The sequence below is a fragment of the Cellulosimicrobium cellulans genome, from assembly GCF_001722485.1.
GTDB classification, from domain to species: Bacteria; Actinomycetota; Actinomycetes; order Actinomycetales; family Cellulomonadaceae; genus Cellulosimicrobium; species Cellulosimicrobium cellulans_A.
Genome location: NZ_LWGL01000014.1, coordinates 1 through 25247 on the forward strand (window position 1 = coordinate 1; position 25247 = coordinate 25247).

At 74.7% G+C, this 25247-nt stretch carries 20 protein-coding genes; 15 read left to right on the top strand and 5 right to left on the bottom strand.

The features are described from left to right. The coding region (locus JZ5iCDA_RS03110) for a glycoside hydrolase domain-containing protein (protein ID WP_069385806.1) at positions 1-4831 on the top strand (4831 nt) is incomplete at its 5' end. Positions 4832-4967: 136 nt separating this feature from the next. On the opposite strand, the gene JZ5iCDA_RS03115 is transcribed toward JZ5iCDA_RS03110, so the two are convergent. Together JZ5iCDA_RS03115 and JZ5iCDA_RS03120 are read right to left on the bottom strand one after the other, a co-directional pair. Next, positions 4968-5789 carry an aminoglycoside 3'-phosphotransferase gene (locus JZ5iCDA_RS03115; protein WP_069385807.1) on the bottom strand — a complete coding sequence of 274 codons (822 nt, stop codon included), beginning with the start codon at positions 5787-5789 and terminating at the stop codon, positions 4968-4970. Then, positions 5786-6769, bottom strand: coding sequence for a 3-methyladenine DNA glycosylase (locus JZ5iCDA_RS03120; protein WP_069385808.1), 984 nt, complete (start codon positions 6767-6769; stop codon positions 5786-5788). Before JZ5iCDA_RS03120 ends, JZ5iCDA_RS03115 begins: the two co-directional genes overlap by 4 nt. Before the next feature lie 163 nt (positions 6770-6932). Here JZ5iCDA_RS03120 and JZ5iCDA_RS03125 point away from each other — a divergent pair, with 163 nt between their 5' ends. Next, complete coding sequence (locus JZ5iCDA_RS03125; RefSeq protein WP_069385809.1) at positions 6933-8084, top strand: DUF4190 domain-containing protein; 1152 nt, start codon at positions 6933-6935, stop codon at positions 8082-8084. 162 nt (positions 8085-8246) lie between these two features. After that, complete coding sequence (locus JZ5iCDA_RS03130) at positions 8247-8627, top strand: MmcQ/YjbR family DNA-binding protein (RefSeq protein ID WP_069385810.1); 381 nt, start codon at positions 8247-8249, stop codon at positions 8625-8627. 17 nt (positions 8628-8644) lie between these two features. Here the strand turns inward: JZ5iCDA_RS03130 and JZ5iCDA_RS03135 are convergent, their stop codons facing one another. After that, positions 8645-9613, bottom strand: coding sequence for an aldo/keto reductase (locus JZ5iCDA_RS03135; RefSeq protein ID WP_069385836.1), 969 nt, complete (start codon positions 9611-9613; stop codon positions 8645-8647). Between the two features lie 214 nt (positions 9614-9827). On the opposite strand from JZ5iCDA_RS03135, the gene JZ5iCDA_RS03140 reads away from it, so the two are divergent. The 8 genes from JZ5iCDA_RS03140 to JZ5iCDA_RS03175 are packed head-to-tail and all read left to right on the top strand — an operon-like array spanning position 9828 to position 18425. Further along, positions 9828-11363, top strand: a complete 1536-nt coding sequence (locus JZ5iCDA_RS03140) for a sugar transferase (RefSeq protein WP_083259612.1) — start codon at positions 9828-9830, stop codon at positions 11361-11363. Further along, positions 11347-12492, top strand: coding sequence for a glycosyltransferase (locus JZ5iCDA_RS03145; RefSeq protein WP_083259613.1), 1146 nt, complete (start codon positions 11347-11349; stop codon positions 12490-12492). Before JZ5iCDA_RS03140 ends, JZ5iCDA_RS03145 begins: the two co-directional genes overlap by 17 nt. Then, complete coding sequence (locus tag JZ5iCDA_RS03150; protein ID WP_069385812.1) at positions 12489-13592, top strand: glycosyltransferase family 4 protein; 1104 nt, start codon at positions 12489-12491, stop codon at positions 13590-13592. The genes JZ5iCDA_RS03145 and JZ5iCDA_RS03150 overlap by 4 nt, the downstream gene beginning before the upstream one ends. Then, on the top strand, positions 13589-14530 hold the full coding sequence (locus JZ5iCDA_RS03155; RefSeq protein ID WP_069385813.1) for a polysaccharide pyruvyl transferase family protein: 942 nt from the start codon (positions 13589-13591) through the stop codon (positions 14528-14530). Before JZ5iCDA_RS03150 ends, JZ5iCDA_RS03155 begins: the two co-directional genes overlap by 4 nt. Beyond that, positions 14527-14880: a hypothetical protein gene (locus JZ5iCDA_RS03160; protein ID WP_069385814.1), complete on the top strand. Its 354-nt coding sequence runs from the start codon at positions 14527-14529 to the stop codon at positions 14878-14880. The genes JZ5iCDA_RS03155 and JZ5iCDA_RS03160 overlap by 4 nt, the downstream gene beginning before the upstream one ends. Next, complete coding sequence (locus JZ5iCDA_RS18720; protein WP_069385815.1) at positions 14867-16114, top strand: hypothetical protein; 1248 nt, start codon at positions 14867-14869, stop codon at positions 16112-16114. Before JZ5iCDA_RS03160 ends, JZ5iCDA_RS18720 begins: the two co-directional genes overlap by 14 nt. Further along, positions 16111-17151 carry an acyltransferase family protein gene (locus JZ5iCDA_RS03170; protein WP_290438797.1) on the top strand — a complete coding sequence of 347 codons (1041 nt, stop codon included), beginning with the start codon at positions 16111-16113 and terminating at the stop codon, positions 17149-17151. Before JZ5iCDA_RS18720 ends, JZ5iCDA_RS03170 begins: the two co-directional genes overlap by 4 nt. Then, positions 17148-18425, top strand: coding sequence for an O-antigen ligase family protein (locus tag JZ5iCDA_RS03175; protein WP_069385817.1), 1278 nt, complete (start codon positions 17148-17150; stop codon positions 18423-18425). The genes JZ5iCDA_RS03170 and JZ5iCDA_RS03175 overlap by 4 nt, the downstream gene beginning before the upstream one ends. Here the strand turns inward: JZ5iCDA_RS03175 and JZ5iCDA_RS03180 are convergent. Continuing rightward, positions 18388-19533 carry a glycosyltransferase gene (locus tag JZ5iCDA_RS03180; protein WP_253181925.1) on the bottom strand — a complete coding sequence of 382 codons (1146 nt, stop codon included), beginning with the start codon at positions 19531-19533 and terminating at the stop codon, positions 18388-18390. The genes JZ5iCDA_RS03175 and JZ5iCDA_RS03180 overlap by 38 nt on opposite strands. Before the next feature lies 1 nt (position 19534). Continuing rightward, on the bottom strand, positions 19535-20008 hold the full coding sequence (locus JZ5iCDA_RS03185) for an acetyltransferase (RefSeq protein WP_253181926.1): 474 nt from the start codon (positions 20006-20008) through the stop codon (positions 19535-19537). A gap of 163 nt (positions 20009-20171) precedes the next feature. Here JZ5iCDA_RS03185 and JZ5iCDA_RS03190 point away from each other — a divergent pair, with 163 nt between their 5' ends. The 4 genes from JZ5iCDA_RS03190 to JZ5iCDA_RS03205 all read left to right on the top strand — a co-directional run bounded on the left by JZ5iCDA_RS03190 (position 20172) and on the right by JZ5iCDA_RS03205 (position 25187). Continuing rightward, positions 20172-21449, top strand: a complete 1278-nt coding sequence (locus JZ5iCDA_RS03190) for a glycosyltransferase (RefSeq protein ID WP_290438798.1) — start codon at positions 20172-20174, stop codon at positions 21447-21449. 45 nt (positions 21450-21494) lie between these two features. After that, the gene (gmd, locus tag JZ5iCDA_RS03195; protein WP_069385820.1) at positions 21495-22526 is read left to right on the top strand and encodes a GDP-mannose 4,6-dehydratase; all 1032 of its coding nucleotides are present in this window, start codon (positions 21495-21497) and stop codon (positions 22524-22526) included. Beyond that, positions 22523-23512, top strand: a complete 990-nt coding sequence (locus JZ5iCDA_RS03200) for a GDP-L-fucose synthase family protein (RefSeq protein ID WP_253181928.1) — start codon at positions 22523-22525, stop codon at positions 23510-23512. The genes gmd and JZ5iCDA_RS03200 overlap by 4 nt, the downstream gene beginning before the upstream one ends. A gap of 88 nt (positions 23513-23600) precedes the next feature. Next, on the top strand, positions 23601-25187 hold the full coding sequence (locus JZ5iCDA_RS03205) for a polysaccharide biosynthesis tyrosine autokinase (protein ID WP_069385821.1): 1587 nt from the start codon (positions 23601-23603) through the stop codon (positions 25185-25187). The last annotated feature ends 60 nt before the right edge of the window (positions 25188-25247 follow it).

Here is a 25247-nt window from a genome sequence, read left to right on the forward strand (position 1 = left end):
GGCCGCCGGCGTCGCCGCCGGCACCCTCGCCGCCGCCCTCGCGCTCGTCGGGCTCGCGCCCGCGGCCTCGGCCGACGAGCCTCCGGCGACGACCGCCGACGACCGCGACCTCGCGTCGCTGGTCGACGTCTTCGTCGGCACCGAGGGCGACTTCGGCAACGACATGCCCGCCGCGCAGGCGCCGAACGGCCTGGCCAAGGTCAACCCGCGCACGGTGCCGGGCCGCAACAACACGGGCTACGACTACGCACAGTCCCAGATCTCCGGCTTCACGCACACGAACCTCGACGGCGTCGGCGGGTCGGGCGGCGGCGGCGACATCCTCGTCGTCCCCACGTCGGGCACCTACACGTCGCGGCCCGACGCGAGCACCTACGCGCACTCGTTCACCCACGAGGAGGAGACGGGCAGCCCGGGCTACTACGGCGTCACGCTCGGCAACGTCGCCGGCACGGACGGCGGGATCACCGCGGCCGACGGCACCATCGAGGCGGAGGTCACCGCGACGACGCGCTCGGGCGTGCACCGCTACCGGTTCCCCGACGCGTCCACGCCGAGCCTCGTCGTCGACCTGTCCACCAACAACACGAGCCGCCTGTCGTCGTCGCTCGACGTGGAGGAGCTGGCCGACGGCCGCGCCGCGCTCAGCGGGCACGTCACGGGCCACTTCTACAACGCGTCGTACACCCTGCACTACTACGCCACGACGACGCGGCCCGTCGCCGACGTCCGCACGTGGGGCGACGACCGCGCGCTGACCGACGCGACCGCGCAGGACGGCCGGGACACGGGCGCCGTGCTGACGTTCGACCCCGCGGACGCGGGCGAGGTCGGGCTCCAGGTCACGGTCTCCCCGGTGAGCGCGGAGCAGGCGAAGGTCGACCAGGAGCACGAGCTCGCCGGCCTCGGTTTCGACGAGGTCCGCGAGCGCACGCGCGCCGAGTGGAACCGCACGCTCGGGAAGGTCGCCGTCACGGCGTCGGCCGCGACCGACCCGACGGGCAAGATCGAGAAGCTGTTCTACACGCACCTGTACCGGATGTTCGCGATGCCGATGAACGCGACGAGCACGTCCGGCACGTACCGGGGCGTCGACGGCGCCGTCCACCGCGCCCAGGGGTTCACCTACTACGACTCGTGGGCCACCTGGGACGACTTCCGCAAGTTCTCGGTGCTCGCCTACATCGACCCCGCGCTGTACCGCGACATGGTGCAGTCGATGGTCTACCTGTTCGCCGACGCGGAGGCCGAGGGCTCCGGCAGCGGGCTCGGCGGCCTCATGCACACGGTGCCGACCGTGCGCTGGGAGCGCTCGAGCGTCGTCGTCGCGGACGCGATCGCCAAGGGCTTCACCGGGTTCGACCGCCTCGACGAGGCGTACCCGGCGATCGAGCGACTCGTCGGCGGGTACGGCGAGGCTGACCTCGCGCGCGGCTACATTCCGGAGAACCCGGGGGCGTCGGTGCAGCTCGGCTACGACCAGTACGGCCTGTCGGTCGTCGCCGACGAGCTCGGGATGGCCGAGGAGGCGCAGGCGCTGCGCGAGCAGGCCGCGCTGCCCATCGAGAACCTCGTCAAGCCGGGCGCGTGGACCGCACCGGACGGCACGCCCGTCGGCCTGCTCACCCCGCGCGACGCCTCCGGGAGCTGGCAGGACGTCGACCACGAGCGGTTCGAGGCGGCCCGCCTGTACCAGGGCACGCTGTGGCAGTACCACTGGTACGACGCGTACGACATGGACGCGCTCGTCGAGGCCATGGGCGGGACGGAGGCCGCGCGCCTCGCGCTGCGCCACATGTTCGGCGAGCACGCGCCCGACGACGGCTCCGCGATGCTCCACTCCAACGCGAACGAGATCGACCTGCAGGCGCCGTACCTGTTCAACTACGTCGGCGAGCCGAGCCTCACGCAGAAGTGGACGCGGGCGATCTACACGAAGGAGACCTGGAACCGGTACATCGGGACGGGCTTGACGAGCTTCTTCCCGAGCGGGGGCGGCGAGTTCACGCCCCCGATCAGGACGAAGGTCTACCAGCTCGACCCGCGCGGCATGCTCGCGACGATGGACAACGACGCGGGCACGATGTCGACGATGTTCGTCGCGGCCGCGATCGGGCTCTTCCCGGTGACCGCCGGCTCGTCGCAGTACCAGATCGGCTCGCCGTTCTTCGACTCCGCCGTCATCGGCTACGACGACGGCACCACGTTCGAGATCACCGCCGACGGGGTGTCCGAGGAGGCGTTCTACGTCCAGTCCGCCACGCTCGACGGCGCGGCGTTCGGCAACACGTGGGTCGACTACGCGACGCTCCTGGGCGGGGGAGACCTCGCCTTCCGGATGGGCGAGGAGCCGAGCGACTGGGGCGCCGACACCGAGCCCGCCTTCTCCATGAGCACCGCCTCGGACGGCGGGGAGACCGACGGGCCCCGCGTGACGGCCGAGCCGTCGACCGTGCAGGCCGGCGCCGACGGCTCCGTCGACTCCGCCGTGACGCTGACCCTGAGCGGCGGCGCGCGGTTCGCGGCCGACGCCGGGACGGAGCTCGTCGCGAGCGGCGCCGCGAGCGTCGAGGGGCTGCCCGCCGGCGCCGAGGCCACGGTCACGGTCGGCTCGGCCACGACGGCGACCCTCACCGTGCGCGGCACCGCGCCCGGCGACGCGCGGTTCTACGTGCGCCTGCGCGACGCGGCGCTCGCGGACGGCGTCACGGCGTCCGCGCTGCAGGGCCAGGGCGTCTCGGTGCGCTCCCCGCTGCGGCTCACGGTCGCGGCGGCGGAGCGCGAGACGCTGGCGGCGCTCGTCGCCGACGCGACGGTCGTGCGCCACGGGAACTACTCCACGGTGTCGTTCGAGCGGCTCACCGCCGCGCTCGGGCGCGCGCAGGAGCTCCTCGCCGAGGACGCGTCGTCGAGCGTCGACCTGCGGTTCGCCGCGGACCGGCTCGAGGCCGCGATCGACCGGCTCGAGATCACCGGGGGCGGCCTGCGGGTGCTGCAGGGCGAGGAGTCCGAGGCCTGGTCCGGCGGGGAGCTCTCGAACGAGGCCTACCAGTCCGACGGCAACCTCGGCGGCGTGCGCTCCGGGTCGTGGGTGCAGTACCAGGACATGACCTTCGCCGGCGCCGAGCCCGGCCACCTCACCGTGCGCTACGCGACGAGCTTCGGCTCCGGCGAGGCGCCGAGCAGCGTCGCCGTGCACGCGGGCGACGTCGACGGACCGGTGATCGCGACCGTCGAGCTGCCGGGCACCGGCGGATGGGGGAGCTACGAGGAGGCGACGGTCGCGCTCGACGACGTCCAGGCGCTCGTCGACGCCGGCACGGTGACCTTCGAGCTGCTGGCCCCGGAGGGCCGCGAGTGGGTGGCCAACGTCGACTGGTTCGCGTTCGACGTCGAGGACCCGGCCGCTGAGCCGGCGCCGGGGCAGTCGCCCGGCGTGACGGTCGAGGCCGAGGACTGGACCGAGAACTCCGGCCGCGGGCTGAAGAACGAGCAGTCGACCTGGGCCAGCGGCCCCGTGACGAACGTCGGCGGCACCGCCGACGGCGACTGGCTAGCCTACGGCGAGATCGACCTCGGCGAGCTGCCCCTCGGCGAGCTCTCGGTCCACTACGTGCACAACTCCGCGCGGTGCGGGGAGAGCTCGGCGCTCGAGGTGTACCTCGACGCGTTCGACCCGGCGAACCCGGGCGAGCCGTTCGTGACCGTCCCGCTCACGTCCACCGGCTCGAGCTGGGCCGCGGACGGCGTGGCCACGGTCGCGCTGCCCGAGACCGTGAGCGGCACGCACGAGGTGTTCGTGCGTCTCACGACCGAGGCGTACGACGGCCACCCGTACGTCGCGAACCTCGACAGCCTCACCTTCGCGCCCGGCGGTCCGACGGACGTCGTCGTGGAGTCCGAGGCCTGGACCGAGAACTCCGGCCGCGGGCTGAAGAACGAGCAGTCGACGTGGGCGAGCGGCCCGGTGACGAACGTCGGCGGGACGGCGGACGGCGACTGGCTCGCCTACGGCGAGGTCGACCTCGGCTCCGCCGCGCTCGACCGGCTCTCCGTCCACTACGTGCACAACTCCCACCGCAGCGGTCGCGACTCGGCGCTCCAGGTGTACCTCGACGCGTTCGACCCGGCGGACCCGGGCGAGCCGTTCGCCACGGTGCCGCTGCCCACGACCGGGCCCGACTGGTCGTCGGACGGCGTCGCGACGGTCGACCTCCCGAGCCCCGTGCGCGGCACGCGCGAGGTGTTCGTCCGCCTCGTCACCCAGCCGTACGACGGGCACCCCTACGTCGCGAACCTCGACAGCATGACCTTCTTCACCGACGCGTTCGACGTCGAGGTGCCGCCCACCGACACCGCGGCGCTCGCGACCGCGGTCGCCGAGGCGGAGGTGCTGGAGGCCGAGCCCGAGCGGTACGGGCGGATCGACCACGGCGTGCTCGTGCGCGAGCTCGACGCGGCCCGCGCCCTGCTCGCCACGCCGGACGCGACGCAGGAGCAGGTCGACGAGCAGCTGCGCCGCCTGACCCTCGCGGCCGAGCAGCTCGTGCCCCGGGACGTGGAGCTCGTCACGGTCGAGGTGAGCCCCCGGTGCCTCGCCGGCTCGCCGTACGTCGCGATCCGGGCGCGCAACACGTCCGACGCGCCGGTCGACGTCGAGCTCACGAGCGCGCTCGGCTCGCGGACGTTCGAGGACGTGGCGCCGGGTGCGAACGCCTACCAGGCGTTCCGCGCCCGCTCGGTCACGGGCGAGCTCGCGGTCACGGTGACCGCGACGGGTCCGGCCGGGGTGCAGACGGTCAAGGAGGCCACGACGATCCCGACCTGCTGACGCGGGTCCACCTCCGATCCCTCCTCACGGCCGCCGGGTCCGGGTCCCTCGCGGGGCCCGGACCCGGCGCGCTACCGCCCGAGGACGTCCCCGGGACGTCGTCCCGCGCACCAGTCGCGCCGGTGAACGAGACCGCTCAAGCCAGGTCCCACAGCAGGCGGTAGTAGGCGATCCGCTCCGGGTCCGGCTCGATGCCGTACCCGGCGTACACGAGCCCGTCGTACCCGGGGCCGTGGTTCCAGTCCATGCTCCAGGCGGCCACCGCGAGGTCCGCCCACCGGTCGGCCACCCCGAGCGAGCCGAGGTCGACGTGCGCGGCGAACCGACCGTCGTCGCGCAGGAGCGTGTTCGGTGCGCACGCGTCGCCGTGGCACACGACCGGGCGGTCGAGCGGCGGCGGCGCGTCGAGGCGGGCCCGCGCGTCGGCGACGTTCAGGCCACGGTGCTCCGGGAACCATGACGCCGGTCCCTCGCCCGCGGCGAGCCGCTCGTCGACGCGGGCGAGGCGCTGCTCGACGCTCCACGCCCACGGGCAGCCGTCCACGGGGAGCGCGTCGTGCAGCCGGCGCAGCCCTTCGCCGACGGCGAGGGCGGCGGCGCGCGGGTCGGCGAGCCAGCGCGGGTCGACCGCGGACCGGGCGTCGAGCGCCTCGGTCACGAGCCAGGCGCCGTCGGCGTCCGTCCCCTGATCGAGGACCCGGGGCGCGGGCGTGCGGCCGTCGAGCCACGCGAGCCGCTCCGCCTCGCCCGCGAGGTCGATCTCGGGCGTGCCCGCCGCGACCCACTTCACGTAGCGAGCACGAGCACCGGAGCCCGCAGCGGGGTCGAGCCGGAACGTCAGCCCGCCGAGCTCGTTGCGCCACACCGGCGTGATCGCGTCGTCCCCGGCGAGGCGGACGACGACGTCGGGCACGGGGACCGGTCCCGACGGGACCTCCGCGACGACGAGGGTGCTCACGGCGCCGTGACGCGAGCCGGGAGCGAGGACGATGCGCCGAGCAGCCGCTCGCACACGGCCAGCAGCTCGCGCCGCAGCGCGGCGCCTCGGGCCGCGAACGCCCGCTGGTGACGCACGTACTCGGCCTTGCCCTCCGCCGTCTCGACGGCGATCGGCGCGAGCCCGTAGGACGACACGTCGTACGGGCTCGCCCGCATGTCGACCACACGCACGTCGCGCGCGAGCGCGAACGTCTCGAGCGCGAGCTCGCCGGGCACCGCGGGACCGAGCTTGAGCGCCCACTTGTAGAGATCCATGGTCGCGTGCAGGCAGCCCGGCTGTTCGAGCGCGGGCTGCGTCTTCCGCGTGGGGGACAGCCGGTTGAGCGGCGCGGCCTCCGGCGTGAAGAAGCGGAACGCGTCGAAGTGGGAGCACTGCACGGGGTGCGTCTCGACGACGCGGTCCGTGCCCTCACCACCGAGCCGCAGCGGCAGCGGGTGCCGGTGGTCGCGACCGGCGTCGTGGTCCCGGTACACCATGGCCCACTCGTGCAGCCCGAAGCAGCCGAAGCGCCCGGGGCGCGAGGCGGTGGCGCTCAGCAGCGCGTGCACGTAGCGCACCGTGTCGCCGCGCTCCTCGAGGTACCCCTCGACGTCGAGCGCGACGCCGTCCTCCACCTCGCGGTACCAGCGCCACGAGGCGCGCTCCGTGAACGCGTCCTGCGCGCCGTCGGGCGCCGTGAGGCCGCGCTCGCCCGGCGCCGGCCGGCCGAGCACCACGCCGGGGCCGGGGTGCCACCGGCGCAGCTGCGCCGGACGCGTGGGGTAGTAGGTGAAGAGGAAGTCCTCGATCGCGTGCTTCTCGCCGAGCGGTTTGCGCCGCCGCCAGCCCGCGGTGAACGCGTCGGCGCGCTCGGCGTGCCGGCGCTCGCGGTCGTGCCACACCCCGGCCGGCAGCACCGTGGCTGCGACGGGGGAGACGGGACGGGAGCGAGCGGGCACCGCTCCAGGGTACGAGAGGCGGACGACACGCTGGGTGCGACGGATTTCACCCGGTACGGAGGCGGATCCACCCGGCGCGGCCGGAACAATGGCCGTGAACGTGCTGTGAAGACCCGGCACACCTCACTACCCGACCACGCGGCGCAGGCCGCGGAGGAGCATCATGACGCAGCCGCCCACCGGCGCACCCGACCCGTACCAGCCCGACCCGTCCCGCCAGGGCGGCTCGTCGACGCCGCAGCAGGACCCCTTCGCCCCGCCGTCGGGCGGGCAGCCGGTGCCCGCGCCCGAGCAGCCGTCGGCGTGGGGGACGCCCGCGGCCGAGCCCGCGCAGCCCTACGGGTCGCAGCAGCCGTACCAGGCGCAGCAGCCGTACGAGACCCAGCAGGCGTACGCGGGGCAGCAGCCCTACGGCGCGCAGCAGCCCTACGGCGCGCCCGAGGGCGACCCGGCCCAGGCGTACGGGGCACAGCCCTACGGCGCGGACCCGTCGCAGCAGTACGGCGGTTACCCGGCCTACAACGCGCCCGCGCCGTCGACCACGAACGCCCTCGCGATCACCGGCTTCGTCCTCGCGGTCATCGGTCTGCTCGGGTGCTGGATCCCGGGCGTGAACTTCTTCTCCGTGGTCCTCGCCGTCGCGGGCATCGTGCTCGGCATCGTCGGTCTGCTGCAGGTCAAGAAGGGCAAGACCGGCAAGGGCCTCGCGCTCTCGGCCATCGTCGTGGGCGCGCTCGCGATCGTCGGCACGGTCGTCTCCTGGATCGTGTTCGCCCAGTGGGTCGACGACGTGAGCACCGACTACGACGAGTCCCTCGCGCAGCTCGAGGAGCAGCTCGACGACACGTCGACCGTCGCCCCGGAGGACGAGCCGACCACGGACGAGACCCCGGCGGGTGAGGACCTCGCGGCCGAGGTTCCTGCGGCGACCGCACCGTTCGGCGAGACGGTCGTGTACGAGGACGGCCTGGAGATCAGCGTCTCCGCGCCCGCCCCGTTCACGCCCGGCGAGTGGTCGGCCGGCGGCGAGGACTACCCCAGCCACGTCAGGTTCGACGTCACCATCACGAACAACACCGACGTCCCGTTCGACCCGGCCATGGTCTACCTGACCGCGTCGTCGGCCGGGTCGGAGGGTGACCAGGTGTTCGACACCGACAACGGCCTCGAGGGCAGCCCCATGACGGCAGTGCCGCCCGGGCAGAGCGTGACGTTCCCCGCCGGCTTCGGCGTGGCGGACCCGGCCGACCTCGTCGTCGAGGTCGCCCCCGGTCTGTTCGAGTACGACAGCGCCCTCTTCTCGACCGCGCCCTGACGCACCGGCACGAGACGCTCTCGGCAGCCACGCGCCGCGGGCCCGCCCGGACGTCCGGGCGGGCCTGCGGCGTCGTGCCGGCCGGCGATCGGGAGGGTCTGCGGGCGCCGGGGCTCGCCCCGAGCCGGTGACGCGGGCCGGTTCCCGGCCTACCGTGGGGCCATGGCCACGTGGGACGACGTCGACCGCATCGCCGCGGTCCTGCCCGACACCTCGACCGACGGCGCACGGACGTGGCGCGTCCACGGGAAGCTGTTCGTGTGGGAACGGCCACTGCGCACGAAGGACCGTGCCGAGCTCGGCGACGCCGTGCCCGCGGAGGATCCCGTCGCCTTCCACGTCGCCGACGAGGGCGAGAAGGAAGCCCTCCTCGGCGACGAGCCGGGGATCTTCTTCACGACGTCGCACTTCGACGGGTACGCGATCGTCCTCGCCCGGCTGGACCGCATCCCCGTGCCCGAGCTCGAGGAGCTCGTGCAGGACGCGTGGCTCGCCCGGGCGCCCAAGCGGCTCGCGGCGTCGTACCTCGAGCAGTCCGGGTAGCCCGCGGAGGCGCCGCGTCAGAAGGGCGCGATCCTCGCGGCGGGCGGGAAGATCTCGTCGAGCTCGGCGAGGTCGGCGGTGCTCGGCACCCACGCGCCGGCCGCCGCGTTCTGCCGGACCTGCTCGGGCCGGGTGGCGCCCGCGATGACGCTCGAGACCTGCGGGCGCGAGAGCAGCCAGCCGAGCGCGACCTGGAGCTCGGTGATCCCGCGCGCCTCGCAGAACGCGTGCAGGCGGTCCAGCGCCTCCCACGGCGCGGACTCGAGCAGGTGCGGCTTCGTGCGGACGAGCCGCCCGTCGTCGGGCCGCGCGCCGCCCGCGTACTTGCCGGTGAGCAGCCCGTTGGCCAGCGGGAAGTAGGGGAGCACGCCGAGCCCGTAGGCCTGCGCGGCGGGCAGCACCTCGAGCTCGGCCGCGCGGTCGACGAGGTTGTACTGGTTCTGCGCGGAGACGAACCGCGTGCCCCCCGCGGCGCGCGCGACGAACTCGGCCTCGGCGATCTGCCAGCCCGCGCGGTTGGAGTGCCCGACGTAGCGGACCTTGCCGGCGCGGACGAGGTCGTCGAGCGCGGACAGCGTCTCCTCGACCGGCGTGAACGGGTCCGGGGTGTGGAACTGGTAGAGGTCGATCCAGTCTGTCCGGAGGCGCCGCAGCGACCCCTCCACGGCGCGCACGACGTACCGCCGCGAACCCCGGGCCCCGAAGTCCTCGCCCGCGGCGCCGCGCATCGACATGCCGAACTTCGTCGCGACCACCACCTCGTCGCGGCGCGAGCCGAGCGCCTGCCCGAGCAGCTCCTCGCTCAGTCCCGGGCGCGCCCCGTAGGTGTCCGCCGTGTCGAAGAACGTGACGCCCGCGTCGAGGGCGGCGTCGACGACGGCGCGCGTGCCCTCGAGCGTCTCGGTCGCCGTCTGCGCGCGGCCGAAGTTGTTGCACCCGAGGCCGACCGCGGACACCGCGAGGCCCGACCGGCCGAGGCGGCGCAGCGCCGGGGCGGGCTGCGGGGACGAGGCGGCCGGCGCGCCCGCGGGCGCGCGGGCGGCCGAGCCCGTCGCGGGCCGGGACACCGGCCCGCCCGGCCCCGGGGACCATCATCGGCTCCCCGGGCCGTCATCCCACGGCACGCGCGCGACGCGTCGGGAGCACACCCGTGCCCCGCCGGGTCCGCCCTGCCGTCGCACGGACGTCGCGGGGGGCACCATGACGTTGGAACGGGAGCAGGACCCGAGGCCGGTCGCTCTGGACCGGTCACCGTCGTCGCACGACGCGCCGCAGGGGGCGTCGTCGTTCGACACCGGACAGCTCGTCCGGATCGCGCTCGGCGCCTACCGGCGACCGGGCTGGAAGACCCGCCTGACCCGCCGGGTCGCGCTGGTGGACACGGCGGCGGTGACCGCCGCCGTCGCCGCCGCCTACCTCGTGCGGTTCGACGGCATCGGGGGGACCGCCCTCGACGTGCAGTACCTCGCGATCTCGGTCGGGCTGCTCGCCGCCTGGTCGCTCGCCCTGCGGATGGCCTTCTCGCGGGAGAGCCGCGTGCTCGGCACCGGTGCGCCGGAGTACGCGCGGGTCGTGAACGCGACCCTCGCCGTCTTCGGGTTCGTCGCCGTGGTCGCGTACCTCCTGCGGTACGACCTCGCCCGGGGCTACGTGGCGATCGCCCTGCCCGTCGGTCTGGTCCTGCTGCTGCTCGGCCGGTACGCCGTCAAGCAGCGGCTCGTCCGCCTGCGCGAGCGCGGACGCTGCCGGTCGCGGACCATCGTGGTCGGTGGCCGCGAGGGCGCCGCCCACCTGGTCGAGGAGCTGCGGAAGGACCGTCGCGCGGGCTACGAGGTCGTCGGGGCCTGCGTGCCGGGCGGTCCCGTGGAGCCGCACGAGCAGGTCGCGGGCGTGCCCGTCGTGGGCGACGTGGGCGACGGGGCACGGCTCGTCGAGCCGCTGCGCGTCGACACGGTCATGGTGACCGGCTCCGACCTCGTGACGCCGCGTACCGTCAAGCGGCTCGCGTGGGACCTCGAGCCCTGGGGCGCGGACCTGGTCCTCGCCCCGGCGCTCACCGACGTCGCCGGGCCGCGGATCCGCACGCGTCCCGTGGCCGGTCTCCCGCTGCTCCACGTCGAGGCGCCCGGGTACTCCGGGCCGCAGCACGTGCTCAAGCGGGCGTTCGACGTCGTGGGCGCGGCACTGCTCGTCGCGCTGTTCTCCGTGCCGCTGCTCGTCACCGCGGTCGCGGTCAAGGTGTCGAGCCGCGGGCCGGTCTTCTTCCGGCAGGAGCGCGTGGGGCTGCAGGGGGAGCCTTTCACGGTGCTCAAGTTCCGGTCGATGGTCGTCGACGCGGAGTCACGCCTCGAGGACGTCCTCGGTGCGGGGAACGTCGGCGTCTTCTACAAGCCGCGGCACGACCCGCGCGTGACCCGGGTGGGCCGGTTCATCCGGCGCTACTCGATCGACGAGCTGCCGCAGCTGTTCAACGTGCTCGGCGGGTCCATGAGCCTGGTCGGACCGCGGCCCCAGGTCGCGCTCGAGGTCGACCAGTACGACGACGAGATCGGTCGCCGGCTCCTCGTACGGCCAGGGCTCACCGGCCTGTGGCAGGTCTCGGGCCGCAACAACCTCACGCTCGAGGAGAGCGTGCGCCTCGACCTGTACTACGTGGAGAACTGGACGATGGCGGGCGACCTGCTGATCCTGCTGCGCACGCTGCGGGCGGTGGTGGGCCGTGACGGCGCGTACTAGGCCGAGGGTCGCGATCACGCAGCCCTACGTGCCGGCCTACCGCGAGCGCCTCCTCGGCCTCGTGGTGGGACGGCTGGCCGAGCTCGGCGTCGAGGCGCACGTGTTCTACGGCGGGGACGCCGAGCAGATGCGCCGTCGGCGCGGGCGCGGCGACATGGTCGAGGTGCCGTGGGCGAGCGAGGTGGACGCGCGCGTCGTGCGGGTGGGCCGCGGTGGCCGGCACGTGCTGCGGCGCCGTCTGCCGCGGGGGTGGCACGACGCCGTCCTGGTGACCGAGATGCAGGCGGGGAACCTCGACGCGGTGCACGCCGCGCTGCGGGGCCGCCGGTTCGTCACGTGGGGCCACGGCGCGTCGTACACCGCGGACGAGGTGCGCGCCGCGGGCCGGCTCGAGGCGTGGGTCAACGGTCGCGCCGCCCACGTGCTGACCTACACGGAGGCGGGCCGGGACCGGGTGCTGCGGACGTCGGGCCTGCCGCCGGACCGGGTCACCGCCTTCCGCAACGCGACGGACACGGCCGCGCTGCGACGCGAGCTGGCGGACCTCGACGAACCGGCGCTCGCGGCGTACCGGGCGCAGGTGGGGCTGCCGGACGACGCGTCGGTCGCGCTCGTGCTCGGCGCGCTGGACGCGCACAAGCTGCCGGGGCTCGTGTGCGCCGCTGCCACGGAGGTGTTCCGTCGCGACCCGCGCGCGTGGCTGCTCGTGGCGGGCGACGGGCCCGCCGCGCCGGTGTTCCACGACCTCGCGGCGCGCACCGGTCGCGTGGTCGTGCTGGGGCAGGTCGGCACGGCCGGCATGGCCCGGGCGGGCGCGGTCTCGCGTCTCCTGCTCAACCCGGGGCGCGTCGGCCTCGTCGCCGTCGACGCCCTGGTGATGGGGCTGCCGGTCCTGACGACCGACGCCGCGCGGCACGCCCCGGAGGTCGAGTACCTGCGCGAGGGCACGGACCGGCGCACCGTGGCGGGCACTGCGTCGGCGGTGACCGACGCGTGGCTCGACCTGGCGGCGGCGCGCGCGGACGGGACCGCGGCGCGCGCCGCGGACGACCGCGACGTGCCGTCGGTCGAGTCGGCCGCTGATCGGATCGTCGGCGCGCTGCACCGCGTGGTGGAGGACGCCGCATGAGGGTCGTCCACTACTACGCGCGCTATCTCCAGCACCGGTCCGGGGTGACGGACTCGATCGAGAACTGGGTCCGCCAGGCGCGGCGGTCCGGGCACGACGCGATGATCGTGTGCGCCGCGGTCGCGTCCCCGCGGGAGCTGCCGGCGGACGTCGGCGACGCGGTCCGCACGGTGGCGCACGTCGGACGCGGCCGGACGAGCTGGGTGCCGACCGGGCTCGGCCGGACTCTCGCGCCGGGCGACGCGCTGTACCTCCACGAGGGCTGGGTGCTGAGCAACCTCGCCGCCGCGCACGAGGCGCGCCGCCGCGGGGCGACCGTAGTCGTCATGCCGCACGGCGTCTACGAGACCGGCATCACGTCCCGGCTCCGGGACGTCGTCGGGATACGCCGGCGGGCGGAGCGGGCGGTCCTGCGCCGGGCGGACTGGCTCCACGTCTTCTACCCGTCGGAGGCGGACCTCGTCGACGACGTCGCGCCCCGGCGGAGCGCCGCGACGCTCGTCCTGCCCAACGGGGCGCCCGACGCGGACGCCGTGCCCCGCTGGTGCGGCGGCGCGGGCTACTACCTGTGGATGGGACGCTACGACCTCGACCACAAGGGCGTCGACAACCTGCTGCGCCGCTGGGCCGAGCTGCCCGCGCCACGTCCGCGTCTCGTGCTCGCCGGCCCGGACTTCCGGGGCGGGCGGCGCCGGACCGCCGACCTCGTCGCCGAGCTCGGGCTGGGCGGGACCGTGGAGGTCCGCGGCAACGCGACCGGCGAGGACAAGGCCCGGCTGATGCGCGAGTGCCGCGCCTACCTGCACCCGTCCCGCTGGGAGTCCTGCAGCATCCTCCTGCTCGAGATGCTCGCGGCCGGCGTGCCGACCGTCGTCTCCGCCACCATCCACGCCGCCGCACCCCTCGCCAGGGCGGGGGCCGTCGTCGTGCACGACTTCGGGCGCCCCGGCGGACTCGGTGCCGTGCTCGGGGCGGTCGACGGGGACGAGGAGCTGAGCCGGGCGGCGCGGACCTGGGTGCACGGCACCGCGACCTGGGACCGCCTCGGCGAGGAGTACGGAGCCTGGCTCGCCGGGCTGGAGGAAGGGGTGCGCGCATGATCGTGGTCGTCGATCCCGGGGCGGCGTCGACCAACGTCGGCGACCGGATCATCTCCGAGTCCGTGGACGCCGAGCTCGTCACGCCCCTGCGTTCCGCGGGCCGCGACGTCGAACGGGTGCCGATGCACGGCACGCCCTCGGCGACGGACCGTGCGGCACTGCGCGCCGCGGAGGCGGTGGTGGCGTGCGGGACCAACCTCCTGTCCGACCACATGCGGTTCCGGCGCGCCTGGCACTGGCCGGCCGAGGACGTCGAGCTGTGCCGGGGGCGGCTGACGTTCCTCGGCGTCGGGTGGTGGCAGTACCAGCGCGCGGGCGTCGACCCGGTCTCCGCGGCGTGGCTGCGGTCGCTCGCCGGGAGCACGCCCTGGGCCGTGCGCGACGAGTACTCGCTCGCGAAGCTCCGCCGCGCCCGCGTCCCGGCGGTCCACACGAGCTGCCCGACGTTGTGGCGTGTGGAGAAGCAGGTGCTGCCGGCGGACGAGCGGCGCGTCGTCGTCACGTTCACGGACTACAGCCAGGACCCGCTCGCGGACGCGCGGCTCGTGCGCGACCTCGCCGAGCGGTTCGACGAGATCCTGTTCTGGCCGCAGGGTCCGGGGGACCCGGCGTACGTCGAGCAGGTCCGGGGCGGGATCGGGGCCGTGCTCGGCCCGGGTCTCGACGACTTCGACGCGGTGCTCGACGAGCCCGGCACCGCGTACGTGGGCCTGCGCCTGCACGGGGGGATCCGCGCCATGCAGAAGGGCGTGCCGTCCCTCGTGCTCTCCATCGACAACCGGGCTCGCGAGATCGCGCGCTCGGTGGGGCTGCGGGCGCCCTCCCGCCACGCCGTGCACGCGTACCGCGAGGACCTGTCCTCCGGCGAGGCCGTGGCGCTCGCGGTGCCACGGGACACGGTGGACCGGTGGCGCAGGGGCTGGGAGATCGAGCCATGACGACGACGCACGACGCGACCGCGGTCCTGCCCGCACCCGGCACCGGCCTCGACCCCGCGCGCCTCCCGGCGACCGACTACGTCCTCGTGACGAGCGAGGCCGACTGGCTCGCCGTGGACCGGGCCGGGCTCGCGCCCGTGGCCACCCACGTCCGGTTCAGCGTGACCGACGCCCGCTCGGACGTCGCGGCGCGGCTCGGGCGCCTCGTCATGCCGTGGCGCTGGCGACGGACGATCCTCAACACCGGCATCCGGGAGGTGCGGTACGGGCCCGGCGCCCCCGCCGCGCCCCTGCTCGGGGCGCTCCTCGCGGGCAGCCGCGTCGTCCGGGAGCGCCGTGGCCACGGCTGAGGCGGTCCGGCGCCGGGTCGCCCGCCCGGCCGCAGCGCTCCTGCGTCCGCTGTTCCTCGCCCAGGCCGCCGCGAGCGCCGCGGGTGCTCTGCTCGTGCTCCTCGGCGCGTGGACGATGGAACCGGTCGAGTTCGCCGCGTTCAGCCTCGTCGTCCTGGTGCTGACCGTCGGCACCGGGCTCGCCCGCAGCGCGCTGTTCCAGCCGGCGCTGGTCGAGCGGCGGACCGACCCGGAGGCGTCCGTGCCGGCGCGCTACCTCGTCCGGGCCGCCGCGGCCGTGGCTCTCCTCGTCTGCGCGGTCGTCGCCCTGGCGACACCCCTCACCTGGGGCGACGCGGTCGTGGCCGGGCTCGCGAGCGGCGCACCGCTCGTCCACGACTGGCTGCGGTTCCGCTGCGTCGGGCAGGGGCGCAAGGGCGTGGTCGCCGTCTCGGACGGTGCCCGGCTCGCGCTCGTGCCCGCGGTGCTGCTCGTCGCGGACGCCCCGCGCCCCGTCCTCGCGTCCGTGCTCGTGTGGTGCCTCGGGTACGCGGTGGCCGCGGTGCCGCTCGCGGTGGCCGCGAGGCGCCCGGAGCGCTGGACCCCGTACGCGCGCTACGGGTCCCGCGCGAGGTCGCAGGCGTACGAGTTCGCCGTCGCCCAGCTCGTGACGACCGTCCCGCTCCTCGTGCTCGGCGCGCTCGCGGTGAGCACGAGCATCGGCGCGTTCCGCCTCGGGCAGACGCTGTACGGACCGGTCAACGTCCTGTTCGCGGCCGCCGCGCTGAACCTGCTGGCCGACGCCGTCGACACGGGACCACGGCCGGACGACGCGACCCTCGTCCGCCGGGCACGTCGCCTCGGCCTGGTCTCGTGCGGGCTGGCGTCGTGCCTGGCGGTGGTGCTCGTCGCCGCGGCGGCCCTGGGCTGGGTCCGGCCGTCGGGCATCGAGCAGCACGAGCTCGTGGTGGCGCTCGCCGCCGTGGGGTGCTTCGCCGCGCTCGGCGGATGGGTCGGGCCGCACCTCGTGACGCTGCGGGTCTTCCGCGCGCAGTCGGCCCTGACCCTCGCGCGGATCGGGATGGTGGCGCTCACGTGGACCGGGTTCGCCGTCGGGTACGTCGTGGGAGGGGTGTTCGCGAGCCTCGTCGCGGGCTTCGTGCTGGGCGGCGTGGGATATCCCGCACTCTTCCTCCCCGTCGCCCGGCGGACCTATTCCCGGGTGCTCGGAGGAAAGGGGACCGGCCCGTGGTGACGACGGTTCCGCGTGACCGTCCGACGGACATTCTCCGGGGCGTCGCCGTCCTTCTCGTCGTGCTCGACCACGCGTCGGGCCTCGTGGCGACCAATACCACCGGGATGCCGTCTGCCGTGGGAATTCTCAACGACGCCGCGGGCCCTTTCCGGATGGCGACGCTGATGTTCCTCTCCGGCATGCTCGTGCCACGTTCCCTGGAGAAACGGCCGTCGGCGTACGTGCGGGGAAAGCTGCGCCACGTGGCGTGGCCGTACCTCGTGTGGTCGGCCGTCGTCCTCGGCCTGCTGACGGTGACCGCAGGCCTGACGGGTGACGGCGTGCCGGGGGAGACCGTGCTGCGTGTCTTTTACGATCCTCCGACCTACCTGTGGTTCCTCGGCTATCTGCTCGTGTACTACCTCGTCGCGCTCGTGGTCCCCGTGCGGGCGCACGCAGTCCTCGCGGGGGCGGCGCTCGCCGTCGCGGCCCTGCCCGTCCCGGGCGACGCCGGGCGTCTCGCCTACCTCGCGGCCTTCTTCTTCCTCGGGTCGGTCGTCTTCTGCCACCGGGAACGCTGGCGCCGCCGGCCGCCGCGGCGAGGGGTGCTCGTGGTCGCCGTGCTCGCCGCGGGCGCCGCGGCGGTCGCGTCGACCGCCGGGCACGAGGTCCGGTACGACCCGCTGTGGTCACCCGCGGTGGTGGGTGGCGTCGTGGCCGGTGTCGCGGCTGCGACGACCCTCGCCCCGACGGGGCGGACCCGCGCGGTCGAGGCCCTGGGGCGCTCGTCGGTCGTCTACTACGTCACGCACTGGGTCGTGGCGCTCGTCGCCGTGCACGTGCTCCTGCGCAGCGGGTTCCGGGAGCCGACGACACTCCTCGTCGTCACCGTCGCGCTCGCGCTCGCGACCGGCTGGGCCGCCGACCGGCTCCGCGCGCGGAGCCGCCTCGTGTCCGCGCTGTTCGCCTTCCCCGAGCTGGGCCGGGCGGCGGGGCGGCACCCGGCGGGCACGGTCCGCGACGACGCGACGCCCGCCCGCGCCGGGGGTGCGTCGTGACGCCCAGCCGGGACGACGCGCTCCTGAGGCTCGCCCGCGGGCTGCTGTACCTGGGGCTGGCCCTCGTGTCGCTCATGGTGCTGCGGGTCGGGGAGGGCGTCACCGTCGGCGACGTCGTGCTGCTGGCGAGCCTCGTGCTCACCGCCCTCGCGGTCGGGCGGCCACGCACGCCGCACCCGTACGGCTCGGCGGCCCTCCCGCTCGCCCTCCTCGTCCTCGTCGGCGGGTGCCTCGCGACGGCGGGGTCGCCCGAGCCGGTGGACAGCCTCGCGAACCTGGCGCGCGTGCTCTACGTCGCGATCGTGCTGCCGTGGCAGTGCGCGGCCCTGCTCGACGACGCGCGACGCCTGTCCCGCGGGCTCGTCGCGCTCGGGGTCGGTGCCGCGCTCTGCTCGGTCGGGACGGTGGCGCAGTTCGTGCTCGGACCGACGGCGATCCCCGGCGGGACGGTGACCAGCGCGGGCCGCTACACCGGGTTCACCGGGCACGTCAGCGACACGGGCGCGATCGCCGCGCTCGCCGTGGTCGTCGGGATCTCGGGCCTCGGCCGCGGTCTCGGCGCGCTCCAGCAGGTGCTGCTCGTCGGCGTCGCGACGTCGGGGACCGTCGGGCTCGTCCTCAGCGGCAGCGTCAGCGGCATGCTCGCGGCGGTCGTCGGCACCGGAGCCCTTCTCCTGCTGCGCGGGCTGCCCGTGGGGCGGGTCGTCGCGGCGGGCGCGGTCGCGGGGGTCGCGCTCTGGTACGCCGGAGGGCTGCTCAGCGCGACGAGCGGCGCGCTCACGCCCCAGGAGCGGCTCCAGCAGGTCCTCGGGCTGTCCGGCGGCGACTCCTCGCTCAACACCTCGGCGTCCCGGTGGGACACGATCGTCGTCGGGTGGCGGCAGTTCCTCGCCGACCCGTGGACCGGGGCGGGGCTCGACACGCGGTCGTCGCTCGTCATCGAGTCGCTCGGCGTCCACAGCTTTCCCGTCGCGGCGCTCCACCAGGGCGGCCTGCTCTTCGCCGCCGGGATCGTGAGCTGCGTCGCCGTGGGGGTGCTCCGCGTCCGGCGCGTCGGGCGCCTCTCGGCCCTGCGCGCCCGCGTCTTCGCCGTCGCCGTCACCGCGGCCGCCTTCAGCCTCACGGCCCCGAGCCTGTACAACCGCTACCTGTGGGTGCCCGTCGCGCTCGCTGCGGCGGCCTCCGTGCTGCCGGAGGCACGCGCGGCCGAGGCGACGCAGGGGGTGCCCGACCGGCTCACCCGACCCCGTAGTGCCGCTCGAGCGCCGCGCTGACGGCGTCCATCGAGAACTCCTCCTCGGCGAGCCGGCGTGCGGACCGTCCCGCGGCGAGCCGCCGCTCCGGTGCGCGCAGCAGGTCGTCGAGCGAGCGCGCGAGATCGTCCGGACCCTCGCCGACGACGGCACCGGCACCCGCCCGGCGCACCGCCGCCGCGAGGCCGCACGTCTCCGTGACGACCACCGGCACCCCGCACGACATGGCCTCGAGCACGCTCATCGGGAACGGCTCGTCGACGGAGGGCAGCACGGAGAGCGCCGCCCGACGCAGGCGCTCCGCGGTGGCACCCGGCGGCAGGGCGCCCTCCCACGCGACCCTTTCCCGGACCGGTGGCGGCAGCGCGGCCACGGCCGCGCGGACGGCCGCCCCCTCGCCCTCGTCGGGGCCGACGAGCGTGAACCTGACGTCCGGGAACCGGGGGGCGAGCTCCGCGGCGGCCCGGACGAAGGTCACCGGGCGCTTGCGGGCGTGCAGCCGCGCGAGGAACAGGACCTCGACCGCGCCGTCCGGACGGTGCGCGGGCCCGGACGGCCCACCGGTGTCCGGCGGGACGCCGTTGACGAGCCGGTGGACCGTCGCCGCGTCGCCGAAGAGCGTGCGCAGACCGTCCTCCTCGACGTCGGTGAGGGCGAGGCTCGCGCGCGCGGCACCGACCACGCGTCGCGTGAGCAGCCGGTCGAGCGGCCCCGCGAGCGGGTGCCGGCTCGGCATCACCATGCCGTGCGTCTGCGTGACGAGCGGGCGGCCCGACCGGGCCCACGCGCGGGCGGCCGGCAGGGTGACGAGGTCGCGGGCGAGGTGCACGTGGGCGACGTCGAAGTCGTGCGCCTCCTTCCGCAGCCAGCGGAGCATCGCGGGCGACGCGAGGCCGGCGAACCCCGTACCGGGGACGGCACGGAGTGCGGGGAAGGTCCGCACGGGAGCCCCGTCCCAGGTGGTGGGCGGCCGGTCGAACCCGGACGCCGCGGCGACGAGGACCGCGTCGTGCCCGCGCTCGCGCAGCGCCCGCACCTGGTTCGTCGCCACCCGGACCGGCCCCCCGTAGGCGCCGTCGGGCGTGACGAGGGTCGCGACGTGCAGCACGCGCAGGCGACGGCGCGTCATCTCAGAACCGCCGCCGGTCGGACAGCGCGCGGCCGTCCCAGACTGCGCCGTCCGGGACCTCGCCACGGACGACGGACCCGGGCGTCGCGAGGGCCGACCGGCCGAAGGTCGTGCCGCCGAGGACGACGCACCGTGCGGTGACCCAGGTGCCCGCCCTCACGTGGACGGGGGCCGTGACGAGACCCATGTCGGTGCGGTGGCGGTGGCTCCCGGTCGTCACGAACGTGTCCTGGGAGAGCACGACGTCGTGCTCGATGCGGACCTCGTCCTGGTTGTGGATCCACACGCCCTCGCCGATCCAGCAGTTTGCCCCGACATGAAGCTTCCATGGGAACCGCACGCGGGTGCGCGGGCGGAAGACGACACCGTCGGCGATGTCCGCGCCGAACGCGCGCAGGACCGCGACCCGCAGGCGCGAGCTGATCTGCCAGGGGTTGCTCACGAGCAGCAGCTCGGCGATTCCCCACAGGTACACGAGAAAGGCGGGTCGGTCCCACGACGACCGTTCTCCCGGGGCTTCCGCGAGCGGGACGACGGGAATTTCTCTGCGCGTAACATCCAATTTCATCCGCCCCCCAGCGCGATGACCGAGCCGTGGTTATGGTGCTCGGGTGAAAGCCTCAGGACTGCGCGTTCTCGTGGTCGGCGCGAACTACTCTCCGGAACCTACCGGAAATGCGCCCTACACGTCGGGGTTGAGCCGTGCTCTCGCCACGCGCGGCGCGCACGTGCACGTCGTCACGACGTTCCCGCACTACCCCGAGTGGCGTGTGCGCGACGGGTACCGCGGCTGGTCGCGCCGCGAGGTCGTCGACGGCGTCGACGTCCTCAGGCTGCGGCACTACGTCCCGCGCACGCCGACCCCGGTGCGGCGGCTGCTGGCCGAGCTCAGCTTCGGCGTGCGGTCGGTGGCCGTGCACTGGCCCGACGCCGACGTCGTACTCCTCGTCTCACCCTCGCTGTTCTCCGCGTCCGTCGCGTCGGTCCGCCTGGCGCTGCAGCGCCGCGGACGTCGGGGAAGGCCGGGCGTGGTGCTGTGGACCCAGGACCTGTACTCGCTCGGCGTCGCCGAGACCGGCACGGCCGGTGGGTCCCTCGCCCGCGTCGTCGAGGACGTCGAGCGACGGGTCGCACGCGGCGCGGACGGGGTGGTGGCGATCCACGAGCGCTTCGCCGAGCACCTGAGGGGCACCCTGGGAGTCCCCGCCGAGGCGGTGCGCGTCGTGCGGAACTGGACGCACCTGCCGCCCGCCGAGGTCGTCGACAGGGCGGCCGTCCGCAGGGAGCTGGGCTGGGACGACGACGAGACGGTCGTGCTGCACGCGGGGAACCAGGGCGCCAAGCAGGGCCTGGAGAACGTCGTCGACGCGGCCCGGCTCGCCGACCACCGGGGAAGCCGCGTGCGGTTCGTCCTGCTCGGCGACGGCAGCCGCCGTCGCGCGCTCGAGGCGGCGGCGGCGGGGACCCGGGCGATCCAGTTCCTCGACCCGCTCCCGGGCGACCGGTTCTCCGGGGCGCTGGGCGCGGCGGACGTGCTGCTCGTCAACGAGCTCGCCGGGCTGGCGGAGATGTCCGTGCCGAGCAAGCTCACCTCGTACTTCGACGCCGGGCGGCCGGTCCTCGCCGCGACGTCCGCCGGCTCGACGACCGCCCACGAGATCCAGGTGTCCGGCGGGGGAATCCGCGTGGACGCCGAGGAACCGGGCGCGCTCCTGGACGCCGTGCTCCGTCTCGCCGCCGATCCCTCGCGACGGCGTGCGCTGGGTGAGGCCGGGCGCCGGTACCGGCACGCGGTGCTCTCCGAGGGCGCCGCCGTCGACGCGTTCGAGGAGTGGCTGGTCGCGCACGCCGTGCAGGACGTGCGGCAGGAGCCCGGCAGGGGGGCAGCGCGACCCGCACCCGCTGCGTCCACGTAGACCGCAACGACCGCGCGGCCGCGCCGCGCACCACAGGGGGCACACATGAAGAAGAAGGCACTGATCTCGGGCATCACCGGCCAGGACGGGTCGTACCTCGCGGAGCTGCTGCTGCTCAAGGGGTACGAGGTCCACGGGCTGATCCGGCGCGCGTCGACCTTCAACACGGCGCGCATCGAGCACCTCTACCAGGACCCGCACGAGGACGACGCGCGCCTGTTCCTCCACTACGCGGACCTCTCCGACGGCGCGCGGCTCGTGACCTTGCTGTCGCAGATCAACCCCGACGAGGTCTACAACCTCGCGGCGCAGTCGCACGTGCGCGTGTCGTTCGACGAGCCGGAGCACACCGCCGACACGACCGGGACCGGGGCGATCCGCCTCCTCGAGGCCGTCCGCCTCGCCGGGATCGAGACGCGCTACTACCAGGCGTCGTCGTCCGAGCTGTACGGCGCGACGCCGCCGCCGCAGGACGAGACGACACCCTTCCACCCCCGGTCGCCGTACGCCGCGGCCAAGCTCTACGCGTACTGGATCACGCGCAACTACCGGGAGGCGTACGACCTCTTCGCGGTCAACGGCATCCTGTTCAACCACGAGTCGCCACGCCGGGGCGAGACCTTCGTGACGCGCAAGATCACGCGAGCGGTGGCAGCCATCCAGGCCGGCCGGCAGGAGCACCTGTACATGGGCAACCTCGACGCGGTCCGCGACTGGGGGTACGCCGCGGAGTACGTCGAGGGCATGTGGCGCATGCTGCAGGCGGACGAGCCGGACGACTACGTGCTGGCGACAGGGATCGGCATGACCGTGCGCGACTTCCTCGAGGTGTCGTTCTCGCACGTGGGCCTGGACTGGAAGGACCACGTGCGCTTCGACGAGCGCTACCTGCGGCCGACGGAGGTCGACGCGCTCATCGGCGACCCGAGCAAGGCGCACGCGGACCTCGGGTGGAAGCCGAGCGTCGACGGTCGCGAGCTCGCCCGCATCATGGTGGAGGCGGACGTCGAGGCGCTCGAGCACGCCGGGTCGCCGTGGATCGACCACGTCGCGCTCGCCACCTGGGACGCCGCGTGACGGGCGCCGACGAGAGGGACCTCGTCGCGTACACGCCCGCGCCGCTCGACCGGGACGCCACGTTCTACGTCGCGGGCCACCGAGGGCTGGTCGGTTCGGCGATCTGGCGGCGGCTGGAGGCGGCGGGCTTCGGGCGGCTCCTCGGGCGCACGTCCGGAGAGCTCGACCTCACCGACCGTGCCGCCGTGCACGACTTCTTCCGCGAGCACCGGCCGCGTTACGTCGTGCTCGCCGCCGCGAAGGTGGGCGGCATCCTGGCGAACGCCACGTACCCGGTGGACTTCCTCAGCGAGAACCTGCGGATCCAGGTCAACGTGCTCGACGCGGCGCGGACGTACGAGGTGGAGCGGCTGCTGTTCCTCGGCTCGTCGTGCATCTACCCGCGCCTCGCGCCGCAGCCGATCGTCGAGGAATCGCTGCTGACCGGGCCCCTGGAACCGACGAACGACGCGTACGCGATCGCCAAGATCGCCGGCATCCTCCACGTCCAGGCGGTGCGGCGCCAGGACGGGCTGCCGTGGATCTCTGCGATGCCGACCAACCTCTACGGCCCCGGCGACAACTTCTCGCCGGACGGGTCGCACGTCCTGCCCGCGCTGGTCCGGCGTTACGACGAGGCCGCCCGCTCGGGTGCCACGAGCGTCACCAACTGGGGGACTGGCACCCCGCGGCGCGAGCTCCTCCACAGCGACGACATGGCCGACGCGTGCCTGCACCTGCTGGAGCACTACGACGGCCCGGTGCAGGTCAACGTGGGGACGGGGACGGACCTGACGATCCGGGAGATCGCGGAGACGGTGGCGGACGTCATCGGGTTCACCGGCGAGACGCGGTGGGACGCGTCGCGGCCCGACGGGACGCCGCGCAAGGTCCTCGACGTGTCTCGGCTGCGGTCCACGGGATGGCAGGCGCGCACCGGGCTGCGCGACGGGATCGAGCGCACGGTGCGCTGGTACCGCGAGCATGCCCTGGAGCTGCGCCGATGACGGCGGCGCTCGCGGGCGCACGAGGGCTGTGGAAGATTGGGCCGGACGTGGCCGGTTCAGGGGGAGCTGGGCACGTGAGGGGGCGTCGATGGACCTGAAGGACTACCTGACCCTGCTGCGCAAGAGGTGGGTCACCGTCGCCGTGCTCGGCGTCGTGGGGGTGCTCGTCGCCGCCGTGCACGTGCTCGCGACGACGCCCACGTATTCGGCGCGGTCGCAGGTCTACGTGTCGGTGCAGGGCTCGGACAGCACCACCGACCTGCTGCAGGGCTCGAACTTCACCGTCCGCCAGGTGAAGTCCTACACGGAGCTCGTCACGACGCCCCGGGTCCTCGACCCCGTCATCGAGGAGCTCGGACTCACCGACACGGCGACCGGTCTCGCGGAGCGTGTGCGCGCGGACTCCCCGGTCGACACGTCGCTCATCACGATCACGGCGTCGGACGGGTCGGCCGCGCTCGCGGCGGACATCGCGGACACGGTGGCCGCGTCCCTCGCCGAGATCGTCGGAGAGCTCGAGACACCGGCGGGGGGTGGTGACTCGCCGGTCCAGATCAGCACGGTGCGGTCCGCGACCGTGCCCGTCGAGCCGTCGTCGCCGAACGTCCGGCTCGACCTGGCGCTCGGCCTCGTCGTCGGGCTGGCGCTCGGCGTGGGGCTGGCCGTCGCGCGCGAGCTCCTCGACACCCGCGTCCGCTCCGCGGCCGACGTGGAGGCGATCACGGACGCGCCCGTGCTCGGCACGATCGGCTACGAGGCCGACGCGCCGGAGCACCCGCTCATCGTGCAGGAGTCGCCGCAGGCGCTTCGTGCGGAGGCGTTCCGCCGTCTCCGCACGAATCTGCAGTTCCTCGACCTGGGCGAGCGGGCCCGGACCTTCGTCATGACGTCGGCGCTCCCCGCCGAGGGAAAGACGACGACGAGCATCAACCTCGCGATCACCCTCGCGGACGCGGGCCAGCGTGTCGTGCTCGTCGACGCGGACCTGCGCCGCCCGTCCGTCGCGAAGTACATGGGGATCGAGGGGTCCGTCGGGCTCACCACGGTCCTCATCGGGAAGGTCGAGCTGCACGACGCGGTCCAGCCGTGGGGGAGCAGCATGCTCGACGTCGTCGCCGCGGGGCAGATCCCGCCGAACCCGAGCGAGCTCCTCGGGTCCGACGCGATGTCGGCGCTCGTCGAGCGGCTCGGGAAGGAGTACGACGTCGTGGTCATCGACACGCCGCCGCTCCTGCCGGTGACGGACGCCGCGATCCTCGCGCGGCGGACGGGCGGGGCGATCCTCGTCAGCGGCGTCGGGACCATCCAGCGCCAGCACGTCGCAGGCGCCGTCGCGGCGCTCGACACGGTCGGGGCCCGTCTGCTCGGGGTGGTCCTCAACCGTGTCCCGCTCAAGGGGCCGGGTGCGAGCGCGTACGGCTACTCCTACTACGAGTACTCGAGCAGGCCCGTGGAGCCGAGCCGACGGCGCAGGAGTCCCGCCCACGGGAGCCGGCGCGGCGGGGGACTGCTCCGACGCGGGCGGTCCGCCGGCACGGCACCGGTCCCGCAGGAGCCGTCCGCGCCCGTCCCGCCGCCGCCCGTCGTGCCCGTGGAGTCTCCCGTGCCCGCCGGGACGGGACCGGGCCGCACGACGTCCTTCGACGACGTCGTGGCGCCTCGCGACGGCGGCTGACGCCGGCACGGCACCGCGGACCGCGGCCGGTCGGCAGGCCGCGGCGGACACCATCCACGC